Below are 22,732 nucleotides of genomic sequence, written 5' to 3'. Positions count from 1 at the left end.
ACAAGTGGGACCCGGTTTTCGGATAAGATCATGCTTACAAACGGAAAATAGGCATGCGGCTCAAGATCACCCACCGTACCGAATACCGCTACGACGCGCCGGTGCACTATCTGTTGCAGCGGCTACGCCTGTTACCGGTCAGTGGCCCGACGCAGACCGTTCTGTCCTGGGCGCTGAAGATCGAGGGCGCGCGCGAGGAAGTCCGCTTTAACGACCATTTCGGCAACGATAACAGGCTGTTGAGCGTCGAGGGCGAGCGCGACTTCATCACCGTCGAGGCCTCCGGCGAGGTTGTCACGCGCGACACAGCGGGCGTCTCGGGTCCGCATCACGGCTTTGCGCCGCTGTGGCTGTTCAGCCAGGAGACAGCTTTGACCATCCCCGGCGAGGGCATAAGCGAGCTTGCCGCGGCGGTCGGCAAAGGTACCGACATCGAAAGGCTGCATCGGCTGATGGCGCTGATCGTCGAGCGCGTCGCCTACACGCCGGGCACCACCAGCGTGACGACCCCGGCGGAAGAGGCATTGGCGCTGAAGACCGGCGTTTGCCAGGATCACAGCCACATCTTTGTCACCGCAGCCCGCGTCATGGGTTTTCCGGCCCGCTATGTCAGTGGCTATCTGATGATGGATGCGGCCATCGAGCAGGCGGCAAGCCATGCCTGGGCCGAAGCTCATGTTCAGGGTCTCGGCTGGGTCGCCTTCGACGCCGCCAACGGCATTTCCCCCGATGAACGCTATGTCAGGGTAGCCACCGGCCGTGATTATCGCGACGCCTCGCCGGTGTCGGGAATTCGACTGGGACAGGCGGAGGAACAGCTTGCAGTCACCGTCACGGTAGAGCAGTAGTCTCCGGCAAGATCGCTGCCTGAAGAGATTCCATGACTTATTGCGTCGGCCTCAAGATCGATCGTGGGCTCGTGTTCATGTCGGACACGCGCACCAATGCCGGGATGGATTCGATCTCCACTTTCAAGAAGATGCATGTCTGGGAAGAGCCAGGCGAGCGCGTCATCGTACTGATGTCGGCCGGCAATCTGGCTACGACGCAGGCCGTGGTCAGCCTGCTCGACGAGCGCACCAAGGCGGTGGCGGAACGCCACGCGACGCTGCTCGAGACCCCATCCATGTACCAGACGGTGCGGCTGGTCGGCGACACCGTCAAGGAAGTCATCGCCAGCTCGTCGCCTGCCGGCGAAAAGGCGGATTCCTATTTCAACGCCTCCTTCATCCTCGGCGGCCAGATCAAGGGCAGCCCGCCACGGCTGTTCATGATCTATCCCGAGGGCAATTTCATCGAATCGACCGACGACACGCCGTTCTTCCAGATCGGCGAGACCAAATACGGCAAGCCGATCATCATCCGTGCCTATGAAAAGACGATGAGCCTGGCTGAAACGGTCAAGCTCTTGCTGGTATCGTTCGATTCGACGCTGAAATCGAACCTGTCCGTCGGCCTGCCTCTCGACCTGCTGTTCCTGGAGGAGGACACGTTCACGGTGGGTTTGAAAAAGCGCATCGGCCAAGACGATCGATATTATCGTGCTATTTCCGAAGGCTGGTCGAACGCGTTGAAGACGGCCTTTGCCAGCCTGCCGGATTTTCCGGGGTAGCGCGGGAACCTTCGTCGCGGTTGCCTGTCTCTATTTAACATGTTAATCAAAATTCAAACGGCTGGCTGATCGGCGCGTCGGGAGGATCCATGGACAACGAGCAATTCCGCGACTGGTCGAGGCGCGCCGCCGACTGGGGCGCTGATTACCGCGCCGGCCTTCGCGATCGGCCCGTGCGACCTGCCATAGCGCCGGGCGAGATCTTCAGGAGCATCGAAGCTTCTCCGCCGGAGGCCGCGGAATCGATGGAGACGATCTTCGCCGATTTCGAAGCCAAGATCGTGCCCGGCATGACGCATTGGCAGCATCCGCGTTTCTTTGCTTATTTCCCGGCCAATGCAGCACCCGTCTCGGTGGTTGCCGAATATCTGGTCTCTGCGATGGCCGCGCAGTGCATGCTGTGGCAGACTTCGCCGGCGGCGACAGAGCTTGAGACGCGCATCGTCGACTGGATGCGCCAGGCGCTCGGCCTGCCCGAAGGCTTTTCCGGCGTGATCCAGGACTCCGCATCATCGGCGACGCTGGCCGCCGTGTTGACCATGCGCGAGCGCACGCTCGACTGGCAGGGCAACAAGAAGGGTCTTTCCGGGCAGGGCAGGCTGCGCGTCTATTCCTCCGACCAGGTGCACACCTCGATCGACCGCGCCATCTGGGTCGCCGGCATTGGCGAGGAAAACCTCGTCCGCATTCCCGTCGCCGGCACCTACCGCGCCATGGATACCGCGGCTTTGGAAGCGGCGATTGTTGCCGACCGCGCGGCCGGCCTATTGCCGGCCGGCATCATCGCGTGCGTCGGCGGCACCAGCACCGGCGGCACCGACGACATCGCTGAAGTGGCCGCGGTGGCCAAACGCCAGGGGCTCTATCTGCATATCGACGCCGCCTGGGCCGGATCGGCGATGATCTGTCCGGAATACCGGCATTTCTGGACCGGTGTCGAGGGCGCGGACTCGATCGTCTTCAACCCGCACAAATGGCTGGGCGCGCAATTCGACTGCTCGATCCAGTTCGTCCGCCAGCCGGAGGATCTCGTGCGCACGCTGGCGATCAAGCCGGACTATCTGAAAACTCGCGGCCATGACGGCATCATCAACTACTCCGAATGGTCGGTGCCTCTCGGCCGTCGCTTCCGGGCGCTGAAGCTGTGGTTCCTGCTGCGCGCCCATGGCCTCGAGGCGCTGCGCACCATGATCCGCAATCACGTCGCCTGGAGCGAAGGCATAGCAGCGCGCCTGGCCGAGGAGGAGGATTTCGAGCTCGCCAGCCAGCCGATGCTGTCGCTGTTCTCGTTCCGGCATCGCGCCGCATCCGGCGCTGACTGCGACGAGCACAATCTGCGTCTGGTCGACGCCATCAACAATGACGGCCGTATCTACCTGACGCAGACGCGTGTCGATGGGCGGGTCGCCATCCGCTTCCAGGCAGGCCAGTTCGAGACAACCGCGGCCGATGTCGATACCGCCTTCACTGTCATCTGCGAGTGTGCAAGATCCCCGAAGGACTGACAGGTATTGCCCGGGTGGTTGCCGCCGCCGGGGCAAGCCAGCAAGGACCTGCGAGCAAGCATATGGCCGGAAGGGCTGAAGGGGTTAGCCAGAATCTGACGGGCGTCTGGAGCGGGCGCTATTTCTATCCGCGCGAACTGCCGCCGGTTTCCTTCGTTGCAACGCTGATCGAGACGGCAACCGGCTTGACGGGCATGACCCACGAACCGGCGGCGACCAGCACGGCAAGATACGCAAGCCTGCAGGGGCAGCGAGAGGGCAACGCCGTCTCCTTTACCAAGACATACGACAAGGCCCAATTGAAGGCGCACCCGATTCACTACAGCGGCATCATCAACGGTGATGCAACCGAGATCAAAGGCACTTGGCGAATCCCGGGATACTGGTCCGGCAATTTCCTGATGATCCGCTCGCCAGGTAAAGTCGCGGCTGTCACCCGCAAGGTGGCGGAGCGGGTCTGAGCCGTATCTGCCCGGTTCGCCTTTGCAATCATCGATATTTCATTAGCCGGCGTCTCCCTTTTCATTGCTTTCGTTTTCAGCTACAAACAAGAAAAACGAAAACGGGAGGTTCTCAGTGTATTTGTCGCCGCGCCATGCCGAAATCATCCAGATGGCGAAGGACCATGGCCGTGTGCTGGTCGATGACCTCGCCACGCATTTCAACGTGACGCCACAGACCATCCGCAAGGACCTCAACGATCTCTGCGACCAGCGGCTGCTGACGCGCATCCATGGCGGGGCCCTGTTCCCGTCCGGCATCGAGAACATGGAGTATGAGGCGCGCCGCAAGATTGCCGCCGACGAGAAGGAGGCGATCGGCCGCGCGGCGGCCAGGCTGATACCCGACAACGCCTCCCTGTTCATCAACATCGGCACCACGACCGAGTCGGTCAGCAAGGCGCTGCTCGACCATACCGGGCTGATGGTCATCACCAATAATATCAATGTTGCCAACAGGATGCGCATCTATCCTTCGATCGAGGTGGTAATCGCCGGCGGCGTCGTGCGTGGCTCCGACGGCGGCGTTGTCGGCGAGGCCGCGGTCGATTTCATCAGGCAGTTCAAGGTCGACTATGCGGTGATCGGCGCCTCGGCCATCGACCATGACGGCGCGTTGCTCGATTTCGACTTTCGCGAAGTGAAAGTGGCGCAAGCCATTATCGCCAATGCCAGGCATGTCATCCTGGTCTCCGACCAGACCAAGTTCGAACGCACCGCGCCGGTTCGCATCGGCCATCTCTCGCAAGTCAACACCTTCATCACCGACCGTTGCGACATCCCGTCGGTGCGTAAGATCTGCGAGGAAGCGGAGGTTCAATTGATCGAAACGTCGCTCGGCTAGGCTATCGATCACGGTCCCGTTACATTTCGTTTGACATTCGTTCTTATTTCGAAATAATCCCGATACGGTTTCGTAACAACTCAAAAATGCTGCAATGCGAAATCGCGGGAGGGCTTTGTGGACGCAGTCCGTGACATCTTCGTCATCGGTGGCGGCATCAATGGCTGCGGCATCGCCCGCGACGCCGTTGGGCGGGGCTTTTCGGTATTTCTGGCCGAGATGAACGATCTTGCCAGCGGAACCTCCTCCGGCTCGACCAAGCTGATCCACGGCGGTCTGCGCTACCTCGAATTCTACGAGTTCCGGCTGGTGCGCGAGGCGCTGATGGAGCGCGAGGTTCTGTGGAAGAACGCGCCGCACATCATCTGGCCGATGCGCTTCGTGCTGCCCTACGCCAAGGGCCTGCGCCCGGCCTGGCTGATCCGGCTCGGCCTGTTCCTCTACGATCATATTGGTGGCCGCAAATTGCTGCCGGCGACCCGGACACTGGACATGTCCAAGGATCCGGCGGGCAAGCCGCTGAAGCCGCTGTTTCACAAGGCTTTCGAGTACTCGGACGGCTGGGTCAACGATGCCCGGCTGGTGGCATTGAACGCGCGTGACGCCGCCGACCGCGGCGCCACCATCCGCACCCGCACGAAAGTCGTCGGGGCGCGGCGCGAAGGCGATCTGTGGGCGATCCGCGTGGAAGACGTGCAGACGGGAGAGGCAGAGGAGGTCAAGGCCCGGCTGCTGGTCAATGCCGCCGGTCCGTGGGTCGACCACGTCCTGTCGACCACCGTGGGCCAGAACGACGTGCACAATGTGCGCCTGGTGCAGGGCAGTCATATCGTCATCAAAAAGAAGTTCGATGATCCGCGCGCCTACTTCTTCCAGAACAAGGACGGGCGCATCATCTTCGCCATCCCTTACGAGGAAGAATTTACGCTGATCGGCACCACCGATCGCGACTATCCCGGCGATCCGCATGACGTGAAGATCAGCGACACCGAGATCGACTATCTCTGCGCGGCGGCGAGCGAATATTTTGCTGAAGCCGTGACGCGTCCCGATATCGTCTGGACCTATTCTGCCGTGCGCCCGCTCTATGACGACGGCGCTTCGAAGGCGCAGGAAGCGACCCGCGACTATGTGCTGAAAGCCGATGGCGGCGGGGGCAAGGCGCCGATCGTCAACGCTTTCGGCGGCAAGATCACCACCTACCGCCGGTTGTCGGAATCGATGCTGGAAAAGGTCGAAGGTTTTCTCGGCAAGCGCGGCAAGCCGTGGACGGCGAACGCGCCCTTGCCGGGCGGCGATTTCCCGGCCACCGGTTTCGACGTCCAGGTGGCGAAGCTGAAGAGCGCCTATCCTTTCCTCGACCAGCGCCTGGCGCGTCGGTTGACCAGGCTTTACGGCACGCGCGCGCAAGTGCTGCTCGGCCTTGCCAAGTCGAACGCCGATCTCGGCCGCAATTTCGGCGCCGATCTCTATGAGGCCGAGGTACGCTACCTCAGCGAAAACGAATGGGCGCTGACCGCCGAAGATGTATTGTGGCGTCGCACCAAGCGGGGTCTGCATCTCAGCCGCGAACAGGCCTCGGCGCTTGACGAATTCATGCGCGGCATCAGCCGGCGCCATGTCGCGGCAGCGGAATAGGGAAGGCGATTGATGCACAAAGCCTGGGAGGAGGCATCATGCTGGAACTGAGAAACGTGACGAAGATGGTCGGCGCGGTGGAGCATATCCGCGACGTGTCGCTGACGCTTCAGCACGGCTCGCTCAACGTTTTGCTCGGGCCGACACTGTCGGGCAAGACCAGTCTGATGCGGCTGATGGCCGGACTCGACGTGCCGACCACCGGTTCAGTCTGGTTCGACGGCCAGAATGTCACCGGCATGCCGGTGCAGCAGCGCAAGATCGCCATGGTCTATCAGCAGTTCATCAACTACCCCGCGATGACCGTCTACGAGAACATCGCCTCGCCGTTGCGCGTCGCCGGCAACGACCAGGCCAAGATCGACAAGGAAGTCCGCAACGCGGCAGGGCTTTTGAAGCTCACACCCTATCTCGACCGCACGCCGCTCAGCCTGTCCGGCGGCCAGCAGCAGCGTACGGCGCTGGCCCGCGCCATCGTCAAGAATGCCAGCCTGGTGCTGCTCGACGAGCCGCTCGCCAACCTCGACTACAAATTGCGCGAGGAGCTGCGCGCCGAACTGCCCAAGATATTTGCCGCCGCCGGCACTATTTTCGTCTACGCCACGACCGAGCCGCATGAAGCCTTGCTGCTCGGCGGCAATACGGCGACGCTGTCCGAGGGGCGGATCACCCAATTCGGGCCGACCATCGACGTCTTCCGCAAGCCGATCGACCTGGTGACGGCGAAAACCTTTGCCGATCCGCCGCTCAACACCATCGTGCTGGCCAAGAAAGGTCCCGATTTCCTTCTCGAGGGCGGCGTCAAGCTGCCGGTACCGGCCGAACTCGCCGGCATTTCCGACGCCAACTACACGATCGGCTTCCAGCCGCATCATCTGTCGCTCGAGCGGCCCAACGCTGCCGCGGTGCCTGTGCGCGCCAAGGTGACGATCACCGAGATCACCGGCTCGGAAAGCTTCATCCATCTCGATTTTGCCGATGCGCGCTGGGTCATGCTGACCCACGGCATCCGCGATTTCGAGCCCGACGCCGAGATCGAGGTGTTTATCGATCCGCGCCACATCATGGTCTTCGACAGCAACGGCAGCGCCGTCGCCGCGCCGAAGCTTGCGGCCTGAGGGGGAAGAGATGGCGCGCATCGACGTCAACCATGTCAGGCACTCCTACCTGCCCAATCCGCAGAAGGATGCCGATTTTGCGCTGCGGGAAGTGCACCACACATTCGAGGATGGCGGCGCCTATGCGCTGCTTGGGCCTTCGGGTTGCGGCAAGACCACGCTGCTCAACATCATTTCGGGACTTCTGCACCCCTCGCACGGTGAGTTGCTGTTCAACGGCAAGGACGTCACCAATCTGTCGACGCAGGAGCGCAACATCGCGCAGGTGTTCCAGTTCCCGGTCATCTACGACACCATGACCGTCTACGACAATCTGGCCTTCCCGCTGCGCAACCGCGGCGTGCCGGAGGCCGATGTCGACCGCAAGGTGCGGGAGACGCTGGAGATGATCGACCTGGAGTCGTGGGCGAAGAAGAAGGCGAGGGGCCTGACCGCCGACCAGAAGCAGAAGATCTCGCTCGGCCGCGGCCTGGTGCGCTCGGATGTCAATGCCATCCTGTTCGACGAACCGCTGACGGTTATCGATCCGCACATGAAGTGGGTGCTGCGCTCGCAGTTGAAGCAACTGCACCGCCGCTTCGGCTACACCATGGTCTATGTCACCCATGACCAGACCGAGGCGCTGACCTTCGCCGACCAGGTCGTCGTCATGTATGATGGCGGCATCGTCCAGATCGGCACGCCGGCCGAATTGTTCGAGCGCCCGCGCCACACATTCGTCGGTTACTTCATCGGCTCGCCCGGCATGAACGTCATGCCGGTGGCGATCGACGGCAAGACCGCGACCATTGGCAGCCAGCGGATCGAGCTGCCCGGCGCGCCAAAGACCGCCGCTGGGAGCTCCGGCGCCATCGAACTCGGCATCCGCCCCGAATATGTCAGGCTCGGCCGTGACGGCATGGCGGTTAAAATCAGCAAGGTCGAGGATCTCGGCCGCCACAAGGTGGTGCGCGCCAGCCTCGAAGGCCGCGAGATCGCTGCCGTCATCGGCGAGGACGAGAGCGTGCCGGCCGACCCAAAGGTTCGTTTCGATCCGGCCGGCATCAACATCTATGCCGATTCCTGGCTGGTTGAGATGGGGCGTGTCGAGATGGGGGCATAGATGGAGAAGACCTGGAACAACAAGGCCTGGTTCCTGGTGCTTCCGGTGCTGGTGCTGGTGGCGTTCTCGGCCGTCATTCCGCTGATGACGGTCGTCAACTATTCGGTGCAGGACACCTTCGGCAACAACGTCTTCTTCTGGGCAGGCACCCAGTGGTTCGAGGAACTGCTGTCGTCCAGCCGCTTCTGGGAAGCGATGGTGCGCAACCTGATCTTCTCCTTCATCATCCTGGCCATCGAAGTGCCGCTCGGCATCTTCATCGCGCTCAACATGCCGAAGAAGGGCTGGGGCGTGCCGGTCTGCCTAGTGCTTATGTCGTTGCCGCTGCTCATTCCGTGGAACGTCGTCGGCACCATCTGGCAGGTCTTCGGCCGCAACGACATCGGCCTGCTCGGCTACTACGTCAACGCGCTCGGCATCGACTACAATTACGTGCAGGATTCGTTCGACGCTTGGGTCACCATCATCATCATGGACGTCTGGCACTGGACCAGCCTTGTCGTGCTGCTCTGCTATGCCGGCCTGGTTTCGATCCCGGATACCTTCTACCAGGCGGCCAAGATCGACGGCGCCTCGCGCTGGGCGGTGTTCCGTTATATCCAGCTGCCGAAGATGCAGCGTGTGCTTTTGATCGCCGTGCTGTTGCGCTTCATGGATAGCTTCATGATCTACACCGAGCCCTTCGTCGTCACCGGCGGCGGCCCCGGCAACTCGACCACGTTCCTGTCGATCGACCTCGTCAAGACCGCGCTCGGCCAGTTCGACCTCGGTCCGGCGGCCGCCATGTCGCTGGTCTACTTCCTGATCATCCTGTTGTTGTCGTGGGTGTTCTACACCGTGATGACCAACTACGACGCGGAGCGCTGAGATGAGCGGCGCCAACGAAAGAGCCGACAGAGTGAGCGAAACCACCGCTTCGGGAAAATTGGCGAGCACGCTTTCGCAGGATCAGGTCGCCCGGCTGATGCGCAAGCGCGGCGAGGAATCGCGCTGGTGGTGGATCGTGCCGACGATCTACATCATCGTGCTTCTGCTGCCGATCTACTGGCTCATCAACATGAGCTTCAAGACCAATGCCGAGATCGTCTCCTCGCTGACGCTCTATCCGCATCAGCCTACGATCGCCAACTACGTCACTATCTTCACCGATGCGTCCTGGTATTCGGGCTACATCAACTCGATCACCTATGTTGTCATGAACATGGTGATTTCCGTGGCTGCGGCGCTGCCGGCGGCCTACGCCTTTTCGCGCTACCGCTTCCTCGGCGACAAGCATCTGTTCTTCTGGCTGCTGACCAACCGCATGGCGCCGCCGGCGGTGTTCGCGCTGCCGTTCTTCCAGCTCTATTCGGCCTTCGGCCTGATCGACACCCACATCGCGGTGGCGCTGGCGCACTGCCTGTTCAACGTGCCGCTGGCGGTGTGGATCCTCGAAGGCTTCATGTCGGGCGTGCCCAAAGAGATCGACGAAACAGCCTATATTGACGGCTACTCCTTCCCGCGCTTCTTCGTCAGGATATTCATGCCGCTGATCGCCAGTGGCATCGGTGTCGCCTGCTTCTTCTGCTTCATGTTCTCATGGGTCGAGCTTTTGATCGCTCGCACGCTGACGACCACCGATGCCAAGCCCATCGCCGCCACCATGACCCGCACCGTTTCGGCCGCCGGCATGGATTGGGGCCTGCTCGCTGCCGCCGGCGTGCTGACGCTGATCCCCGGCGCGCTCGTCATCTGGTTTGTCCGCAACTACATCGCCAAGGGCTTCGCCCTGGGGAGGGTGTGATGAAACAAAAGCACGGGTTCATCCTCACCACCACCGCCAAGGGCTTTGCCCTGGGGAGGGTGTCACCATGAATCTCGACCTCACCTGGATGGCGTGGACGTGGCCGACGGCGGCGTTCTTCGGCACCATTCTTCTGCTGCTGTGCGGCATGGCGTTTTGGGAATTTGCCTCGCCGGGCGGCAATCCGCGCGTCGGCATCCTGCGCTTCGAGACGACGCGCGGCGACCGTCTTTTTCTGTCGCTGCTTGGCAGCGCCTTTATCCATCTCGCTTGGCTGGGTCTTGTCGGATCCAACCTGTGGTGGGCTCTCGCTCTCTCCGTGGTCTACGCCGTCGGCGTGTTCCGCTACGTATAGAGGGGGAAACTGTTGGATCGACCGCGTGCCGGTGGCCGTTCCAGATCGCACTTGAAACCTAAATGTGGAGGAAACCTATGCGACGGCAATTTTTAACATCAACAACTGCCCTTGTCCTGTTGCTCGGGGTAGGCAACGCCTACGCCGGAATGGATGAGGCCAAGGCGTTTCTGGACAAGGAAATCGGCCCGCTGTCGACGCTCGACCGGGCCGGCCAGGAAGCAGAAATGCAGTGGTTCATCGATGCCGCGAAGCCTTTCGCCGGCATGGACATCAAGGTCGTGTCCGAAACCATCGCCACCCACCAGTATGAATCGCAGGTGCTGGCGCCGGCCTTTACCGCCATCACTGGCATCAAGATCACGCATGACGTCATCCAGGAAGGCGACGTCGTCGAGAAGATCCAGACCCAGATGCAGACCGGCCAGAACCTTTATGACGGCTGGGTCAACGATTCCGACCTGATCGGCACCCACTGGCGCTACCAGCAGGTCCGCAACCTGACCGACTGGATGGCGGGCGAGGGCAAGGACGTTACCAATCCGAACCTCGACCTGAAGGATTTTATCGGCACCTCCTTCACCACCGCGCCGGACAAGAAGCTCTATCAGCTGCCCGACCAGCAGTTCGCCAACCTCTACTGGTTCCGTTACGACTGGTTCAACGACGAGAAGAACAAGGCCGACTTCAAGGCGAAATACGGCTACGACCTCGGCGTTCCCGTCAACTGGTCGGCCTATGAGGACATCGCGGAGTTCTTCACCGGCCGCGAGATCGACGGCAAGAAGGTCTATGGCCACATGGACTACGGCAAGAAGGACCCGTCGCTCGGCTGGCGGTTCACTGATGCCTGGCTGTCGATGGCCGGCAACGGCGACAAGGGCCTGCCGAACGGCCTGCCGGTCGACGAATGGGGCATCAAGGTCAACGAGAAATCACAGCCGGTCGGCTCCTGCACGGCGCGCGGCGGCGACACCAACGGCCCGGCTGCCGTCTACTCGATCCAGAAATACCTCGACTGGCTGAAGGCCTACGCTCCGGCCGAAGCCCAGGGCATGACCTTCTCCGAATCCGGCCCGGTGCCGGCACAGGGTGCGGTCGCGCAGCAGATATTCTGGTACACCGCCTTCACCGCTTCGATGGTCGACGCCGGCGCCAAGGCGGTGCTGAACGACGACGGAACGCCGAAGTGGCGCATGGCCCCGTCGCCGCATGGCGTCTACTGGAAGGACGGCATGAAGCTCGGCTATCAGGACGTGGGTTCCTGGACGCTGATGAAGTCGACGCCGACCGACCGCGCCAAGGCCGCCTGGCTCTACGCGCAGTTCGTGACCTCGAAGACGGTCGACGTGAAGAAGAGCCATGTCGGCTTGACCTTCATCCGCGAAAGCACGATCCACGACAAGAGCTTCACCGAACGTGCGCCGAAGCTCGGTGGTCTGATCGAGTTCTACCGCTCGCCGGCCCGCGTTCAGTGGTCGCCGACCGGCACCAACGTGCCCGATTATCCGAAGCTGGCACAGCTCTGGTGGCAGGCGATCGGCGATGCCTCGTCCGGCGCCAAGACGGCGCAGGAAGCCATGGACTCGCTCTGCGCCGAGCAGGAAAAAGTCATGACCCGCATCGAGAAGTCGGGCGTCCAGGGCGATATCGGCCCGAAGATGGCCGAAGAGCATGACCTCGCCTACTGGAACGCCGACGCGGTCAAGAACGGCAATCTCGCGCCTCAGCTGAAGATCGAGAACGAGAAGGAAAAGCCGATCACCATCAACTACGACGAACTGGTGAAGAGCTGGCAGAAGTAATCTTGGCGTACGCGCCAGGATCATAGTGAACGGGGAGGCGGCATCTTGCCGTCTCCCCTGTTTGTATAGGCGAGCTACCGGGAGGACTAATGACCGGATACATCCTTGCAATCGACCAGGGTACGACATCGACCAGGGCGATCCTGTTCGACGGCGCGATGAAGGTCGCCGGCAGCAAGCAGCAGGAATTCACGCAGCATTATCCTGCCTCCGGCTGGGTCGAGCATGATCCGGAAGAGATCTGGGCAAGCGTCGTCGCGACGGTCAAAGGCGCGCTGAAGGCCGCCGGCCGCGAGGCCTCGGATGTGGCGGCGATCGGCATCACCAACCAGCGCGAAACCGTCGTCATCTGGGACAAGGCGACCGGCAAGCCGATCCACAATGCCATCGTCTGGCAGGACCGCCGCACCGCGCCGCTGTGCCAGAAGCTGAAAAAACACGGCCTGGAGAAAAAGTTCACCAAAAAGACCGGCCTGCTGCTCGATCCCTATTTCTCCGGCACCAAGATCGCCTGGATGCTGGACAAGGTAAACGGTGCGAGAAAGCGCGCCGAAAAGGGCGAACTGCTCGCCGGCACTATCGACAGTTTTTTGATCTGGCGGCTGACCGGCGGCAAGGTGCATGCGACGGATGCCACCAACGCCTCGCGCACGCTGGTCTATAACATCGAGAAAAATGTCTGGGACGACGAGCTGCTCTCCATCCTGCGCATCCCGGTGGCGATGCTGCCTGAGGTCAAGGATTGCGCCGACGACTACGGCGTGACGGAAAAAAGCCTGTTTGGCGCCGAAATCAAAATCCTTGGCGTGGCCGGCGATCAGCACGCAGCGACCATAGGCCAGGCCTGTTTCGAGCCAGGCATGATGAAATCGACCTATGGCACCGGCTGCTTTGCGCTGCTCAACACCGGCGCCGATCTAGTGCGCTCGAAGAACCGGCTGTTGACCACCATCGCCTATCGGCTGAACGGCAAGACTACCTATGCCTTGGAAGGCTCGATCTTCATCGCGGGTGCCGCCGTGCAATGGCTGCGCGACGGCATCAAGGTGATCGGCAAGGCCGAGCATAGCGGCGTTTTGGCGGCAACCGCCGACCCCACGCAGAACGTCTATCTGGTGCCGGCTTTCGTCGGTCTCGGCGCGCCGCATTGGGACGCCGAGGCGCGTGGCGCGATCTTCGGGCTGACCCGCAACTCTGGCCCGGCGGAGTTCGCCCGCGCGGCGCTGGAATCCGTCGCCTACCAGACGCGCGATCTCCTCGACGCCATGCGCAAGGACTGGAAGGGGGCGTCGGCCAAAACCGTGCTTCGCGTCGACGGCGGCATGGTGGCCTCCGACTGGACCATGCAGCGGCTGGCCGATATCCTCGATGCGCCGGTCGATCGCCCGACCATTCTGGAGACGACGGCGCTGGGTGCGGCGTGGCTTGCCGGCTCGAAAGCAGGCGTGTGGCCGAAGGCGAAGGATTTTGCCAAGAGCTGGGCGCTCGAGCGCCGCTTCAAGCCGGACATGGATGCCACGGTGCGCTCGGCAAAGCTCGCGGGCTGGCGCAATGCGGTGCGCCGGACGCTGAGCGCGCGGTAGTAAATCATGGCGGGGGAAGGGGATGAATCCACACTGGTATGGGGCCTGGCGCGACGAGGCTGTCGAACAATTGGATGCAAAGAATGCACGCTTGCAGCAGGAGTTCCGACTCGGCAGTTGGCCTCGCTATGACTATGATCTGACAGAAGGAAAGCTTCTGTTCTCGGACAACGGCATCACCAAGGTCGTCGCCGAAATCCAAATCGCCGGATCGACGAGTGCCAAGGCCAGCAACTGGCTCTGGGCTTGGGCAAATTCAAACCTGCCTGGCGACCTGCTTGCCGACGCAGAGCTGGTTCGGTCTTTCGGACAGGAGCATTCCATTGATGAGTTGGCTCAACCCTATGCGATAGATTTGAACAACGACTTGGAAGTGCTCGGCTGGAAAATGACCGCAGCTGCGGTTCGAATCTGCAACGGCCTCGGCGCATACCGTTCTCCGCGTGGTGAAGCCGGAGCCCTGTATCTGATCTTCAAGAGCGTCAATTGGGCCAGCTAATCCGCCGCGCCCGTACCCAAGCAACCTACGGAAAAGCCCGCGCCGTTGCCGGCGCAGGCTTTTCTACTCAACACTTGGTACCAACTCAGCTCAATAGGGCGAATTGCACTGTTGACGCGGGCCGTAATTGGGCTGGAATGTGTTGTCCGAAGCGCGGTACGACCGATAGCGGTCGTAGCACCACTGCACATGGGCATCGCCGCGGTTGTTCTCGCTGTTGACGATCGCACCGGTGATCAAGGCGCCGGTGGCGAAGGCAGCCAGCGGGAACCAGTAGTCGCCGTGACGGCGATAGCCGCGGTGATATTCGCGATAGCCGCGATGGCCATTCCAATAGCTGCCGCCATCATTGTTGCGCGAGAACTGGCGGCCTACGCGGAAATCGCGATTGCCGGAATTGCGGTTGCCATGGCGCATCCACCGCCAGTTGTCATGACGAGAATCGCTCACATTCACGATGTCGGACGAAGTTGCTGATGACTGGGGCACGAACATCTGGGCGGCATTGGCCGGCATAGCGGCGGCCGCGGCAAACGAAATTGACAGGGTGGTCGCCAGTAGACCCGTTGCGATCTTGTTCATGATCTTCTCCTTGAAGGGTGGTTGACGTCCCTTGTGAGACGAAAACGGCCCGCTCGTGCGATGGTTCCCACCAAAACAGTAAGTTGCTGATTTGTAATGTTTCTCGAATTCGGCGCGTGAGAAAAGGCGCGTCTCGCGCGCCAACAGATCGAAGCGGCGACCACGTTGCGGGAGCGGCTCACCGGGCTGGTGACGACGCAATTTGCGGCGCGTCTGGCGATGGCTGAAACCCCGGTCGAAGGGCCATCTTTTTCCGGTTGACCGGTCGCGGCACTCTCCCTATGTTCCGCGCAATTTCGAGGGCGGCCTTTAGAGCCCGCGGGAGCGCGTAGCTCAGCCGGTAGAGCAACTGACTTTTAATCAGTAGGTCTCGGGTTCGAACCCCGACGCGCTCACCAGAAATATTTCGTGCGGAAGTTGCCCTGTCAGCAGCCCCCATCGCCCCCTACAATCGCCGCCCGGTCTTGACGTCGAACAGATGAGCGCAGGCGCGGTCGATCTCGATGCGCATCTGCTCGCCCTGTTTCAGTGCCAGCCGCTCGCGGAAAAGGCAGGAGATTTCTTCTCCGGCGCAGTCGACCCGGGCAAAGATTTCCGAACCCGTTGCTTCCAGAAGCACGATCGTGCCGGGGATTCCTTTGGCGGTCGTCGCTCGGATGTGTTCGGGGCGGATGCCGTAGATGAGGTCGCGGCCGGGTATGTTGGTCAGGTCGATGCCTTCTGGCAGCGGCAAGATCAGTCCACCGGCGCTGCGGAAAACACCTTCCTCGACATGGCCTCGAATGAAATTCATCGCCGGCGAGCCGATGAACCCGGCAACGAAGAGGTTGGCCGGGCGATCGTAGAGATCGAGCGGCGCGCCGATCTGCTCGACAAGGCCGTCATGCAGCACGACGATCTTGTCGGCCATGGTCATGGCCTCGATCTGGTCGTGGGTAACGTAGATGGTGGTGGTTCCCAGCCGCTGGTGCAGCGCCTTGATCTCGCCGCGCATCTGCACGCGCAATTTGGCGTCGAGATTGGACAGCGGCTCGTCGAACAGGAACACCTGCGGGTCGCGCACGATGGCGCGGCCCATGGCGACGCGCTGGCGCTGGCCGCCGGAAAGCTGACGCGGATAGCGGTCGAGCAGCTTGTCCAGGCCGAGAATGCTGGCGGCCCTGCCGACGCGGCCGGCGGTGTCGGCCGGATCGGCTTTCTTGATCTTCAGGGCAAAGCCCATATTGTCGGCCACCGTCATATGCGGATAGAGCGCGTAGTTCTGGAACACCATGGCGATGTTTCGGTCGCGCGCCCTGAGATTGTTGACGAGGCGATCGCCAATGGCGATCCTGCCGCCCGAGATCGTTTCCAGTCCGGCAATCATGCGCAGCAGCGTCGACTTTCCGCAGCCCGACGGCCCGACCAGGATGACGAATTCGCCATCGGCGATGTCGACGCTGACATCGTGGATGATCTTGGCGGCTCCGAAAGCCTTCTGAACGTTGTTGATTGTTACCGATGCCATTGGATTTCTCCCGGAAATGAGTGATGTCGGGGCCGTGCCTCAGCCGCCCTTGACGGCGCCTGCGGTCAGCCCGGCGACGATCTGCCTTTGCGCGAACAGGGTCAGCACCAGCACCGGCAGCGTCACCACAAGTGCTGCGGCGGCGAGCGGACCCCAGCTCACCTGCTCGTAGGAAAGCATGTTGTAGACGGCGACCGGCAGCGTGCGAGTCTCGCGGCTGGCGAGCACAATGCCGAAGACGAAATTGTTCCATGAGAAGATGATCGACAGGATGAAGGCGACGACAATGCCCGGCTTGGCGATGGGCAAGGCGACCAGCCGGAACACCTGCCAGGAACTGGCGCCATCGATGTTGGCCGCTTCTTCCAGCTCCATCGGCGTGGTCTCGAAATAGCCGATCATCACCCAGACCACGATCGGCACCGTCACCACCAGATGGATGATGATCTGCGGCCACAGCGTGCCGAGAATGCCGACCCACTGGAACAGCAGGAACAGCGGAATGAGATAGGAAAGCCCCGGCGTCATGCGGGCGATCATGATGACCACCGCCGAGCGTTCGGCCTTGAGCCGCGCGATGCCATAGCCCGCCGGCACGCCGATCAGCAGCGCCAGCAACGTTGCCGTGCCCGTCACCAGAACCGAATTCCAGAAATAGAGCAGGAAATTGTTCTCCTCGAATACCTTCACATAGTTCGACCAGGCGAGATGTTCCGGGATCAGAATCGGCGGGTAGGCACCGTTGTCGATCTCGAACTTCAGCGACAGCGAGACCATCCAGAGGAAGAACAGGATCGCCGGCGAGACGAAGACCAGAGCCGCGAAAAACAGCCCGATCCGGTTGAGCAGCCGTGAACTCATCTATTTGCCCTCCACCCCGATCCATTGGGAGCGCTGGCGCAGCATCAGCAGGATGAAGGACAGCGCGACGATGACGATGAAGAACACCACGGCCATGGCCGAGCCATAGCCGATGTCGTAGTAGGAGAAGGCGGTGTTGTAGAGATAGATGTTGATGGTTTCCGAGGCCGTGCCCGGTCCGCCCTGGGTCATCGCGTAGATGATGTCAAAACTCTTCAGCGCATCGATGGTGCGGATGATCATCGCGATCATCAGGAACGGCGCGATCATCGGCAAGGTGAGATAGCGGAATTGCTGCCAGGCGTTGGCGCCATCGATCTCGGCGCTCTCGAAGGGCTCGCGCGGCACGGAGGCCAAGCCGCCCAGCACGATCAGCATCACCAGCGGCGTCCACTGCCAGGTCTCGACCGCAACCAGGGACGGGATGACCGTCCTGGCATTAAAGATCCATTCCTGCGCCGGGATGCCGACCAGCGACAACAGATAGTTGAGCACGCCAAGCTGGGGATGGAACATCATCGTCCAGACCAGCGCCACGGCGACTGGCGTTGCCATCATCGGCATGACGAAGACGCCGCGCAACAGGCCGCGCAGCGGAAATTTGGCGTCGAAGATCAGCGCGGCAAGAGTGCCGAGGAACATCGGTGCCGCGACCGAAAGCGCCGTGTAGGTCAGCGTATGGAAAAGCGATTCCCAGAAGCGTTGGTCGACGGCCAGCCGCAGGTAATTTTCCATCCCGGCAAAGCTTCGCGCCTGGCCGAGGGTCCAGCGGTTGACGCTCATCCACAGCGTGAAGGCCCAGGGAAAGACGATCACGGCGCCGACGACGACGAGCGCCGGGACGACGAAAGGCCAGTAGTTGGGAGCCAGACGGATGGTCTGGTTCCCTTCGATGGCTTGCGTCGTCACCCCGGCGCGTTCTGGGGTGATGGCGGACATCAGCCTTGCTCGCTCCGGTCGAGCACCGGCTGGAACTGCTCGGTGGCCTGCTTCAGTTCCTCTGCCGGATCGGCGCCGGCGATCAGATTGGTCAGCGCCACGCCATAGATATCGCGGAACTCGGTGACCGGAATGATGACCGGCAGCGACAGCCGGCTGACATTGCCCGAGCCGACCACGGCATCGAGCCAACTCGCCGGCATGGTGACGCCTTCGCGCACCTTGGGATCTTCCAGCACCGACTTGCGGAACGGCACGCCGGCACCCGCCTGCAGCAGGCGCGCGCCCATGGCGGGCGAAATCGCCCACTGGCAGAAGAGGTAGGCGGCCTCCTTCTTCTCGCTGGCGGCCGTCACGCCGAGGCCGTCGCCAAAGGTGCCGGCGGCATGCGCCTTGGGCCCCTTGGGCATGACGCCGTAGCCGACCTTGCCGACCACTCGTGACTTTTCCGGATTTTCCATTGGCGGGGCAAAGCCGACGCCATCGAACCACATCCCGATCTTGCCTTGCAGGAAGGCGGACTGGGCTTCGGCCCAGTTGAATCCGGTGACGCCTGGAGGCGCCGACTTGGTCATCAGCCGCTGGTAGAGGCTGGCCGCCTCGACCGCCTCGGGCGAGGTCGTACGCAGCTTGCCCTTGTCGTCGAGCGGCGTCATGTCGTAGCCGAGCATAAGCGACGTCCACACCGGCGTGTTGGCGTTCTTGAGGCCGCGGGCGACAAAGCCGTAGGTGTTGGTCGATGGGTCGGTCAGCGCTTCGGCGGCCGCCACCAGTTGCTCGAAGGTTTCAGGGTATTTGAGGCCCTTGGCCTCGAACAATTCCTTGTTCCAGTAGACGATCCAGTAGTCGACTGAGAACGGCAGCGAGCGCAACACGCCCTGGCCGTCCTTGGCAAACAGCATGCCGGCATCGGCGAAATCGGTTTCCACCAGCGCAGGATCGGTCAGGGTCGGGTCAGCGAGATAGCCTGATATGTCGGCCAGCCAGTCGCCCTTTTCGAACTGGCGCTTCTGCACGTGGTAGCTCAGATGCACGACGTCGAAGCTCGGTTTGCCGGAGCTCAGTTCGATCACCGTCTTCTGGCGCTGCTGCTGTTCCGGCGTCGCTTCGGCATTGACCTTGATCCCGGTCAGTTCCTCGAACTCGGCGATGTATTTTATCAGCGTGTCGCTGCGCGGGCTTTTCACCAGATTGACGTCAAGCGTCGTTCCCGCAAAGCGCTTCCAGTCGACGCCGGCGGCAAAGCTTGGGCGAACGCCCGCAAAGCCGGCGGCGGCAAGCGCCGCGGTTCCCTGAAGCAGTTGCCTCCTGGTTGGGTTGAACAGATTGGACGACATGTCTTCCTCCCGGTTGTTGTCGTTGTCGATTGCATCGCGGACCGCGGTGCGGCTCAGGTTTCCTCAGATCTGCAGCGCCAGCCGGCGCGCCTTGTCGATATGCAGACTGATCGCCTCGACCGCCTTCCCTGGATCGCGGCTCTCCATGGCTTCGATCACCGCCAGGTGCTCGCGCATCACCGGCACGACGCGCCCGTCGATACGGAACCGCTCCTGGTGGATCAGGCGGATCTTCACCGAATTGACCAGATAGGCCTTGGCGATGATCTCGTTGCCCAGCGCATCGATGAACGTGTCGTGCATGGCCCAGTCGATGGTCTGCGCCTTGGCCTCCATCTCCGGCGTCGGGGTCTGCGCCAGCGCCTGGGCATGCATGTCCTCATGCTCGCGCCGCAAGCGGGCAAGCTCGGCATCGGAGGCGCTGACCGTAAACAGCGCCACCGCTTCACGCTCCATGAACAGGCGGAACTGAAAGGCCTCGCGGATCAGGCTGATATCTATATGGGCGATCTGCATGCCGCGCTGCGGAATGGTCGTCAGCAGTCCTTCCGCCTCGAGACGCGGCACGATCTCGCGAATGGCGCCGAGCGGCAGTCCGGTGAAGGCAACCAGCTCACGTTGCGACACGAACTGGCCTGGCTTGAAGTCGCGCGCCAGCAAATGCCGCGTGAAGCTGGCATAGGCCTTCTCCCTGAGGGTGGTCGGTTCGTTGCCGTCTTCCATTTCGGCGCGCTTCCCTTTGCCGGTCAGGCCGGTTCCCTGGCAAACAAGCTGTCATAGGCTGAGGCAAGCTGCTGCTGCCCTTGCAACGCGATCGGCTCCAGCGGCGGACGGACCGCCAGCCAGCGCTCGTCGCCGGTCTTGCGCGCCACCATCACCTTTACCGCCGGGGTGACCGGATATTTGAGCAATTCGAGCACAAAACTCTCGACGCGAGGATCGTCGCGCCCGTCCTCGGCCATGGCGCGGATTTCGCCCGGGACGAAATTGGCCATGCCCGAGATTGCGCCTTGAGCACCCAGTCGCACCGCACGCGCCAGATGCCTTTCATCGCCGATCAGGATCACCAGATCGCCATGGGCGGCAAGCAGCGCCTCGCTGTAGCTCCAATTTCCACCGGAATCCTTCACCCCGGCGACCACGTCGGGAAAAGCAGTGCGCAACCGGCCGATCAGGCCAAGCGAAAGCTGCACCATGGTAACCGAAGGGATGTTGTAGAGCAGCACGTCACGGGCGAGGGGGCCGAGCGCGGCAAAGACGGCGGAGAACCAGCCGAAAAGGCCCTCCTCGCCGACATTCTTGAAGTAGCTCGGCGGGGCCAGCAGAATGTTTCGGGCGCCTCGCTGCAAGGCATGCTGTGCCTGTTCGGCGGCGTCTTCGGCGGCGTCGACCAGCACGCCGGCAACGAGTTGATGCGGCAAGATTCCAGCAGCCAGCATGGCTTCGGTCACCGACCGCCGCTCCGTCGTGCCCACCGACGCGCCTTCCCCTGTGGTGCCGAAAAGCGTCACGCTGCCGCAACCCTGCGCCAGGCAACTTTTGGCCTGAGCGATCATGGGAGCGGTGGCGATCTGCCCGCGGGCATCGAAAGGCGTGGCGAGAGCGGCCGAAAGGCCAAAGCGTGATGTCACCGGAAGGTCTCCGAAGTAGGTGTGTATGCCGTGCTAGCACACTAACATGTTAGTCGTAAATTGGGGTGGTGCGCTTTTTTAACGGCGGAGGGCCTTCACAGGTTCGAAGCCCATGGCGGATCGAGACCATTGGCGAAACAGCAGGATGGTCCAGTGTTCGGGCGCGGAGCGGCAGCTCCAAGCTTGTCCCCATTCCAGTCGATGGCTAAACTCAGCCTTCCCAGGGGAGGTTCTGACATGACACTTCAGCTTTCGGCGGATGCTGTCGCTCCTAAGGCGGCGGCGCCTCAAAAATACCTCTTCGGCCCGGTCGCCGATTTCCTCATGCTGGGCGGCAGCGCCTTTCTCATCCTGCCGGTGCTGTTTCTCGTTCCGCTCGAATATGAAGGTCCGGTGGCCGCAACGATGGTCTTCGTGGCCTATCTCGTGAACTATCCCCACTTCGCCCACTCCTACCAGCTCTTCTACCGCAATTTCGGGCGCAAGGTGACGGGCGACGGCTACGACAGGAGCCTGCAGCTCCGCTACATCTTCGCGGGCATTGTCGTGCCCCTGGTCATGGCCGGGTTCTTTGCCTATGGCGCCGCGGCGGCGAACACGCGCCTGCTCGGCTATGCCACCAACGCCATGTTCTTTTTCGTCGGTTGGCACTACGTCAAGCAGGGCTACGGCATGCTGATGGTGGATGCGGTGCTGAAGCGCAAATTCTTCGACGACCGCGACAAGAAGGTGCTGCTGGTGAACTCCTATGCGGTGTGGATCCTGGCATGGCTGCAGACGAATACGGCGGTCACCCAGGGCAAATATTATGGCCTGGACTATTACACATTCGCGGCCCCTTCCTGGGTCACCAACATCGCCATGCTGGCGGCCGTTGCGTCGACGGCGGCCACGCTCTTGATGCTGGTCAATCGTTGGCGGAAGAACGGCGGCGGCCTGCCCTATAACGGTTTGGTGGCCTATGTGGCGTCGCTCTATCTCTGGATCCTGATTGCGCGCGTAAACCCGCTTTGGCTGCTGATCGTGCCCGCGCTCCACTCGCTGCAGTATCTCGCCGTGGTCTGGCGCTACCAGACGAACGTCGAGCGCGACAGTTCCGATGCCGAAAGCGATCCGCAGCCGAAAATCCTGTCCTTTCTTGGCCCTCTCTACAGGTTTCGGCTCCTCGGCTTCATCGTCGGCGGCACGGCCCTTGGCTATCTCGGCTTCTGGCTGATCCCATCCGCGCTGACGGCTTTGATTCCCTATGACAGGCAAGTCCTGGGGTCATCCCTGTTCTTCTTCATCGTGCTCATCTTCATCAATGTGCACCATTATTTTCTGGACAATGTGATGTGGCGCCGTGGCAATCCGGAGGTATCGAAGTATCTGTTCCGCTGACTGATGCGCAGACTGTCGAGCCCGGTTTTCGTCAGCTGTCGAGTATGCCATCGCGAACGTGATCGTCAGTGCAACGGAGAGCCCTGGAATGGCGGAGTGCTTTTCCGAGAGCCGCCTGGAAAATACCCTGCGGTGGCATCTGTACCGCCGT

The 22,732-nt window shown here is 61.9% G+C and carries 22 protein-coding genes and 1 tRNA gene; 16 read left to right on the top strand and 7 right to left on the bottom strand.

What is annotated here, in order from left to right; genetic code table 11:
* The first annotated feature begins 53 nt into the window (after nucleotides 1–53).
* The 14 genes from NLY43_RS01895 (at nucleotide 54) to NLY43_RS01830 (ending at nucleotide 14,344) form a co-directional block, all read left to right on the top strand.
* The gene (locus tag NLY43_RS01895; protein WP_023670966.1) at nucleotides 54–848 is read left to right on the top strand and encodes a transglutaminase family protein; all 795 of its coding nucleotides are present in this window, start codon (nucleotides 54–56) and stop codon (nucleotides 846–848) included.
* A gap of 32 nt (nucleotides 849–880) precedes the next feature.
* Nucleotides 881–1,612: a proteasome-type protease gene (locus NLY43_RS01890; RefSeq protein WP_023712377.1), complete on the top strand. Its 732-nt coding sequence runs from the start codon at nucleotides 881–883 to the stop codon at nucleotides 1,610–1,612.
* Between the two features lie 89 nt (nucleotides 1,613–1,701).
* Nucleotides 1,702–3,117 carry a pyridoxal phosphate-dependent decarboxylase family protein gene (locus tag NLY43_RS01885; protein WP_023688617.1) on the top strand — a complete coding sequence of 472 codons (1,416 nt, stop codon included), beginning with the start codon at nucleotides 1,702–1,704 and terminating at the stop codon, nucleotides 3,115–3,117.
* A 14-nt stretch (nucleotides 3,118–3,131) separates the two neighbouring features.
* Entirely contained in the window at nucleotides 3,132–3,578 is a 447-nt protein-coding gene (locus NLY43_RS01880) for a hypothetical protein (RefSeq protein WP_023696515.1), read from the top strand.
* Nucleotides 3,579–3,693: 115 nt separating this feature from the next.
* A complete protein-coding gene (locus tag NLY43_RS01875; RefSeq protein WP_023670971.1) occupies nucleotides 3,694–4,461 on the top strand; it encodes a DeoR/GlpR family DNA-binding transcription regulator in 768 nt (255 codons plus the stop codon).
* A gap of 117 nt (nucleotides 4,462–4,578) precedes the next feature.
* A complete protein-coding gene (gene glpD / locus NLY43_RS01870; RefSeq protein ID WP_023712375.1) occupies nucleotides 4,579–6,099 on the top strand; it encodes a glycerol-3-phosphate dehydrogenase in 1,521 nt (506 codons plus the stop codon).
* A gap of 38 nt (nucleotides 6,100–6,137) precedes the next feature.
* Nucleotides 6,138–7,217, top strand: a complete 1,080-nt coding sequence (locus tag NLY43_RS01865) for an ABC transporter ATP-binding protein (RefSeq protein WP_023670973.1) — start codon at nucleotides 6,138–6,140, stop codon at nucleotides 7,215–7,217.
* A 10-nt stretch (nucleotides 7,218–7,227) separates the two neighbouring features.
* Complete coding sequence (locus NLY43_RS01860) at nucleotides 7,228–8,319, top strand: ABC transporter ATP-binding protein (RefSeq protein ID WP_023684651.1); 1,092 nt, start codon at nucleotides 7,228–7,230, stop codon at nucleotides 8,317–8,319.
* Nucleotides 8,320–9,186, top strand: a complete 867-nt coding sequence (locus NLY43_RS01855; RefSeq protein ID WP_023723402.1) for a carbohydrate ABC transporter permease — start codon at nucleotides 8,320–8,322, stop codon at nucleotides 9,184–9,186.
* A gap of 1 nt (nucleotide 9,187) precedes the next feature.
* Nucleotides 9,188–10,102, top strand: coding sequence for a carbohydrate ABC transporter permease (locus tag NLY43_RS01850; protein WP_023670976.1), 915 nt, complete (start codon nucleotides 9,188–9,190; stop codon nucleotides 10,100–10,102).
* A gap of 67 nt (nucleotides 10,103–10,169) precedes the next feature.
* A complete protein-coding gene (locus NLY43_RS01845; RefSeq protein WP_023670977.1) occupies nucleotides 10,170–10,457 on the top strand; it encodes a DUF2160 domain-containing protein in 288 nt (95 codons plus the stop codon).
* 77 nt (nucleotides 10,458–10,534) lie between these two features.
* Nucleotides 10,535–12,262: an ABC transporter substrate-binding protein gene (locus tag NLY43_RS01840; protein WP_023670978.1), complete on the top strand. Its 1,728-nt coding sequence runs from the start codon at nucleotides 10,535–10,537 to the stop codon at nucleotides 12,260–12,262.
* A gap of 89 nt (nucleotides 12,263–12,351) precedes the next feature.
* Nucleotides 12,352–13,845, top strand: a complete 1,494-nt coding sequence (glpK, locus tag NLY43_RS01835; RefSeq protein ID WP_023706204.1) for a glycerol kinase GlpK — start codon at nucleotides 12,352–12,354, stop codon at nucleotides 13,843–13,845.
* 22 nt (nucleotides 13,846–13,867) lie between these two features.
* Nucleotides 13,868–14,344, top strand: coding sequence for a DUF6882 domain-containing protein (locus NLY43_RS01830; RefSeq protein WP_023712373.1), 477 nt, complete (start codon nucleotides 13,868–13,870; stop codon nucleotides 14,342–14,344).
* 90 nt (nucleotides 14,345–14,434) lie between these two features.
* On the opposite strand, the gene NLY43_RS01825 is transcribed toward NLY43_RS01830, so the two are convergent.
* Nucleotides 14,435–14,926, bottom strand: coding sequence for a BA14K family protein (locus tag NLY43_RS01825; RefSeq protein WP_023706205.1), 492 nt, complete (start codon nucleotides 14,924–14,926; stop codon nucleotides 14,435–14,437).
* A gap of 322 nt (nucleotides 14,927–15,248) precedes the next feature.
* On the opposite strand from NLY43_RS01825, the gene NLY43_RS01820 reads away from it, so the two are divergent.
* Nucleotides 15,249–15,324 (top strand) — tRNA-Lys (locus NLY43_RS01820).
* Nucleotides 15,325–15,371: 47 nt separating this feature from the next.
* Here NLY43_RS01820 and NLY43_RS01815 read toward each other — a convergent pair.
* The 6 genes from NLY43_RS01815 to NLY43_RS01790 all read right to left on the bottom strand — a co-directional run bounded on the left by NLY43_RS01815 (nucleotide 15,372) and on the right by NLY43_RS01790 (nucleotide 21,201).
* Nucleotides 15,372–16,433 carry an ABC transporter ATP-binding protein gene (locus tag NLY43_RS01815; RefSeq protein WP_023706206.1) on the bottom strand — a complete coding sequence of 354 codons (1,062 nt, stop codon included), beginning with the start codon at nucleotides 16,431–16,433 and terminating at the stop codon, nucleotides 15,372–15,374.
* 39 nt (nucleotides 16,434–16,472) lie between these two features.
* The gene (locus tag NLY43_RS01810; RefSeq protein ID WP_023684659.1) at nucleotides 16,473–17,294 is read right to left on the bottom strand and encodes a carbohydrate ABC transporter permease; all 822 of its coding nucleotides are present in this window, start codon (nucleotides 17,292–17,294) and stop codon (nucleotides 16,473–16,475) included.
* Entirely contained in the window at nucleotides 17,295–18,233 is a 939-nt protein-coding gene (locus NLY43_RS01805; RefSeq protein WP_023712372.1) for a carbohydrate ABC transporter permease, read from the bottom strand.
* On the bottom strand, nucleotides 18,233–19,570 hold the full coding sequence (locus NLY43_RS01800; RefSeq protein ID WP_023706208.1) for an ABC transporter substrate-binding protein: 1,338 nt from the start codon (nucleotides 19,568–19,570) through the stop codon (nucleotides 18,233–18,235). Before NLY43_RS01800 ends, NLY43_RS01805 begins: the two co-directional genes overlap by 1 nt.
* 63 nt (nucleotides 19,571–19,633) lie before the next feature.
* Nucleotides 19,634–20,293, bottom strand: coding sequence for a GntR family transcriptional regulator (locus tag NLY43_RS01795; protein WP_023706209.1), 660 nt, complete (start codon nucleotides 20,291–20,293; stop codon nucleotides 19,634–19,636).
* A gap of 23 nt (nucleotides 20,294–20,316) precedes the next feature.
* Complete coding sequence (locus tag NLY43_RS01790) at nucleotides 20,317–21,201, bottom strand: dihydrodipicolinate synthase family protein (RefSeq protein WP_023712371.1); 885 nt, start codon at nucleotides 21,199–21,201, stop codon at nucleotides 20,317–20,319.
* Between the two features lie 237 nt (nucleotides 21,202–21,438).
* On the opposite strand from NLY43_RS01790, the gene NLY43_RS01785 reads away from it, so the two are divergent.
* A complete protein-coding gene (locus NLY43_RS01785) occupies nucleotides 21,439–22,581 on the top strand; it encodes a hypothetical protein (RefSeq protein ID WP_023712370.1) in 1,143 nt (380 codons plus the stop codon).
* The last annotated feature ends 151 nt before the right edge of the window (nucleotides 22,582–22,732 follow it).

It is taken from the genome of Mesorhizobium sp. C416B (genome assembly GCF_030323165.1).
Taxonomy (GTDB): Bacteria; Pseudomonadota; Alphaproteobacteria; order Rhizobiales; family Rhizobiaceae; genus Mesorhizobium.
This window is presented reverse-complemented; position numbering and strand designations above follow the sequence as displayed.

What these genes read in the sequence shown, in the direction of transcription:
- NLY43_RS01895 (WP_023670966.1), top strand. Translation starts at nt 54, where the DNA reads ATGCGGCTCAAGATCACCCACCGTACCGAATACCGCTACGACGCGCCG.
- NLY43_RS01890 (WP_023712377.1), top strand. Translation starts at nt 881, where the DNA reads ATGACTTATTGCGTCGGCCTCAAGATCGATCGTGGGCTCGTGTTCATG.
- NLY43_RS01885 (WP_023688617.1), top strand. Translation starts at nt 1,702, where the DNA reads ATGGACAACGAGCAATTCCGCGACTGGTCGAGGCGCGCCGCCGACTGG.
- NLY43_RS01865 (WP_023670973.1), top strand. Translation starts at nt 6,138, where the DNA reads ATGCTGGAACTGAGAAACGTGACGAAGATGGTCGGCGCGGTGGAGCAT.
- NLY43_RS01860 (WP_023684651.1), top strand. Translation starts at nt 7,228, where the DNA reads ATGGCGCGCATCGACGTCAACCATGTCAGGCACTCCTACCTGCCCAAT.
- NLY43_RS01855 (WP_023723402.1), top strand. Translation starts at nt 8,320, where the DNA reads ATGGAGAAGACCTGGAACAACAAGGCCTGGTTCCTGGTGCTTCCGGTG.
- NLY43_RS01850 (WP_023670976.1), top strand. Translation starts at nt 9,188, where the DNA reads ATGAGCGGCGCCAACGAAAGAGCCGACAGAGTGAGCGAAACCACCGCT.
- NLY43_RS01845 (WP_023670977.1), top strand. Translation starts at nt 10,170, where the DNA reads ATGAATCTCGACCTCACCTGGATGGCGTGGACGTGGCCGACGGCGGCG.
- NLY43_RS01840 (WP_023670978.1), top strand. Translation starts at nt 10,535, where the DNA reads ATGCGACGGCAATTTTTAACATCAACAACTGCCCTTGTCCTGTTGCTC.
- glpK (WP_023706204.1), top strand. Translation starts at nt 12,352, where the DNA reads ATGACCGGATACATCCTTGCAATCGACCAGGGTACGACATCGACCAGG.
- NLY43_RS01830 (WP_023712373.1), top strand. Translation starts at nt 13,868, where the DNA reads ATGAATCCACACTGGTATGGGGCCTGGCGCGACGAGGCTGTCGAACAA.
- NLY43_RS01825 (WP_023706205.1), bottom strand. Translation starts at nt 14,926, where the DNA reads ATGAACAAGATCGCAACGGGTCTACTGGCGACCACCCTGTCAATTTCG.
- NLY43_RS01815 (WP_023706206.1), bottom strand. Translation starts at nt 16,433, where the DNA reads ATGGCATCGGTAACAATCAACAACGTTCAGAAGGCTTTCGGAGCCGCC.
- NLY43_RS01810 (WP_023684659.1), bottom strand. Translation starts at nt 17,294, where the DNA reads ATGAGTTCACGGCTGCTCAACCGGATCGGGCTGTTTTTCGCGGCTCTG.
- NLY43_RS01805 (WP_023712372.1), bottom strand. Translation starts at nt 18,233, where the DNA reads ATGTCCGCCATCACCCCAGAACGCGCCGGGGTGACGACGCAAGCCATC.
- NLY43_RS01800 (WP_023706208.1), bottom strand. Translation starts at nt 19,570, where the DNA reads ATGTCGTCCAATCTGTTCAACCCAACCAGGAGGCAACTGCTTCAGGGA.
- NLY43_RS01795 (WP_023706209.1), bottom strand. Translation starts at nt 20,293, where the DNA reads ATGGAAGACGGCAACGAACCGACCACCCTCAGGGAGAAGGCCTATGCC.
- NLY43_RS01785 (WP_023712370.1), top strand. Translation starts at nt 21,439, where the DNA reads ATGACACTTCAGCTTTCGGCGGATGCTGTCGCTCCTAAGGCGGCGGCG.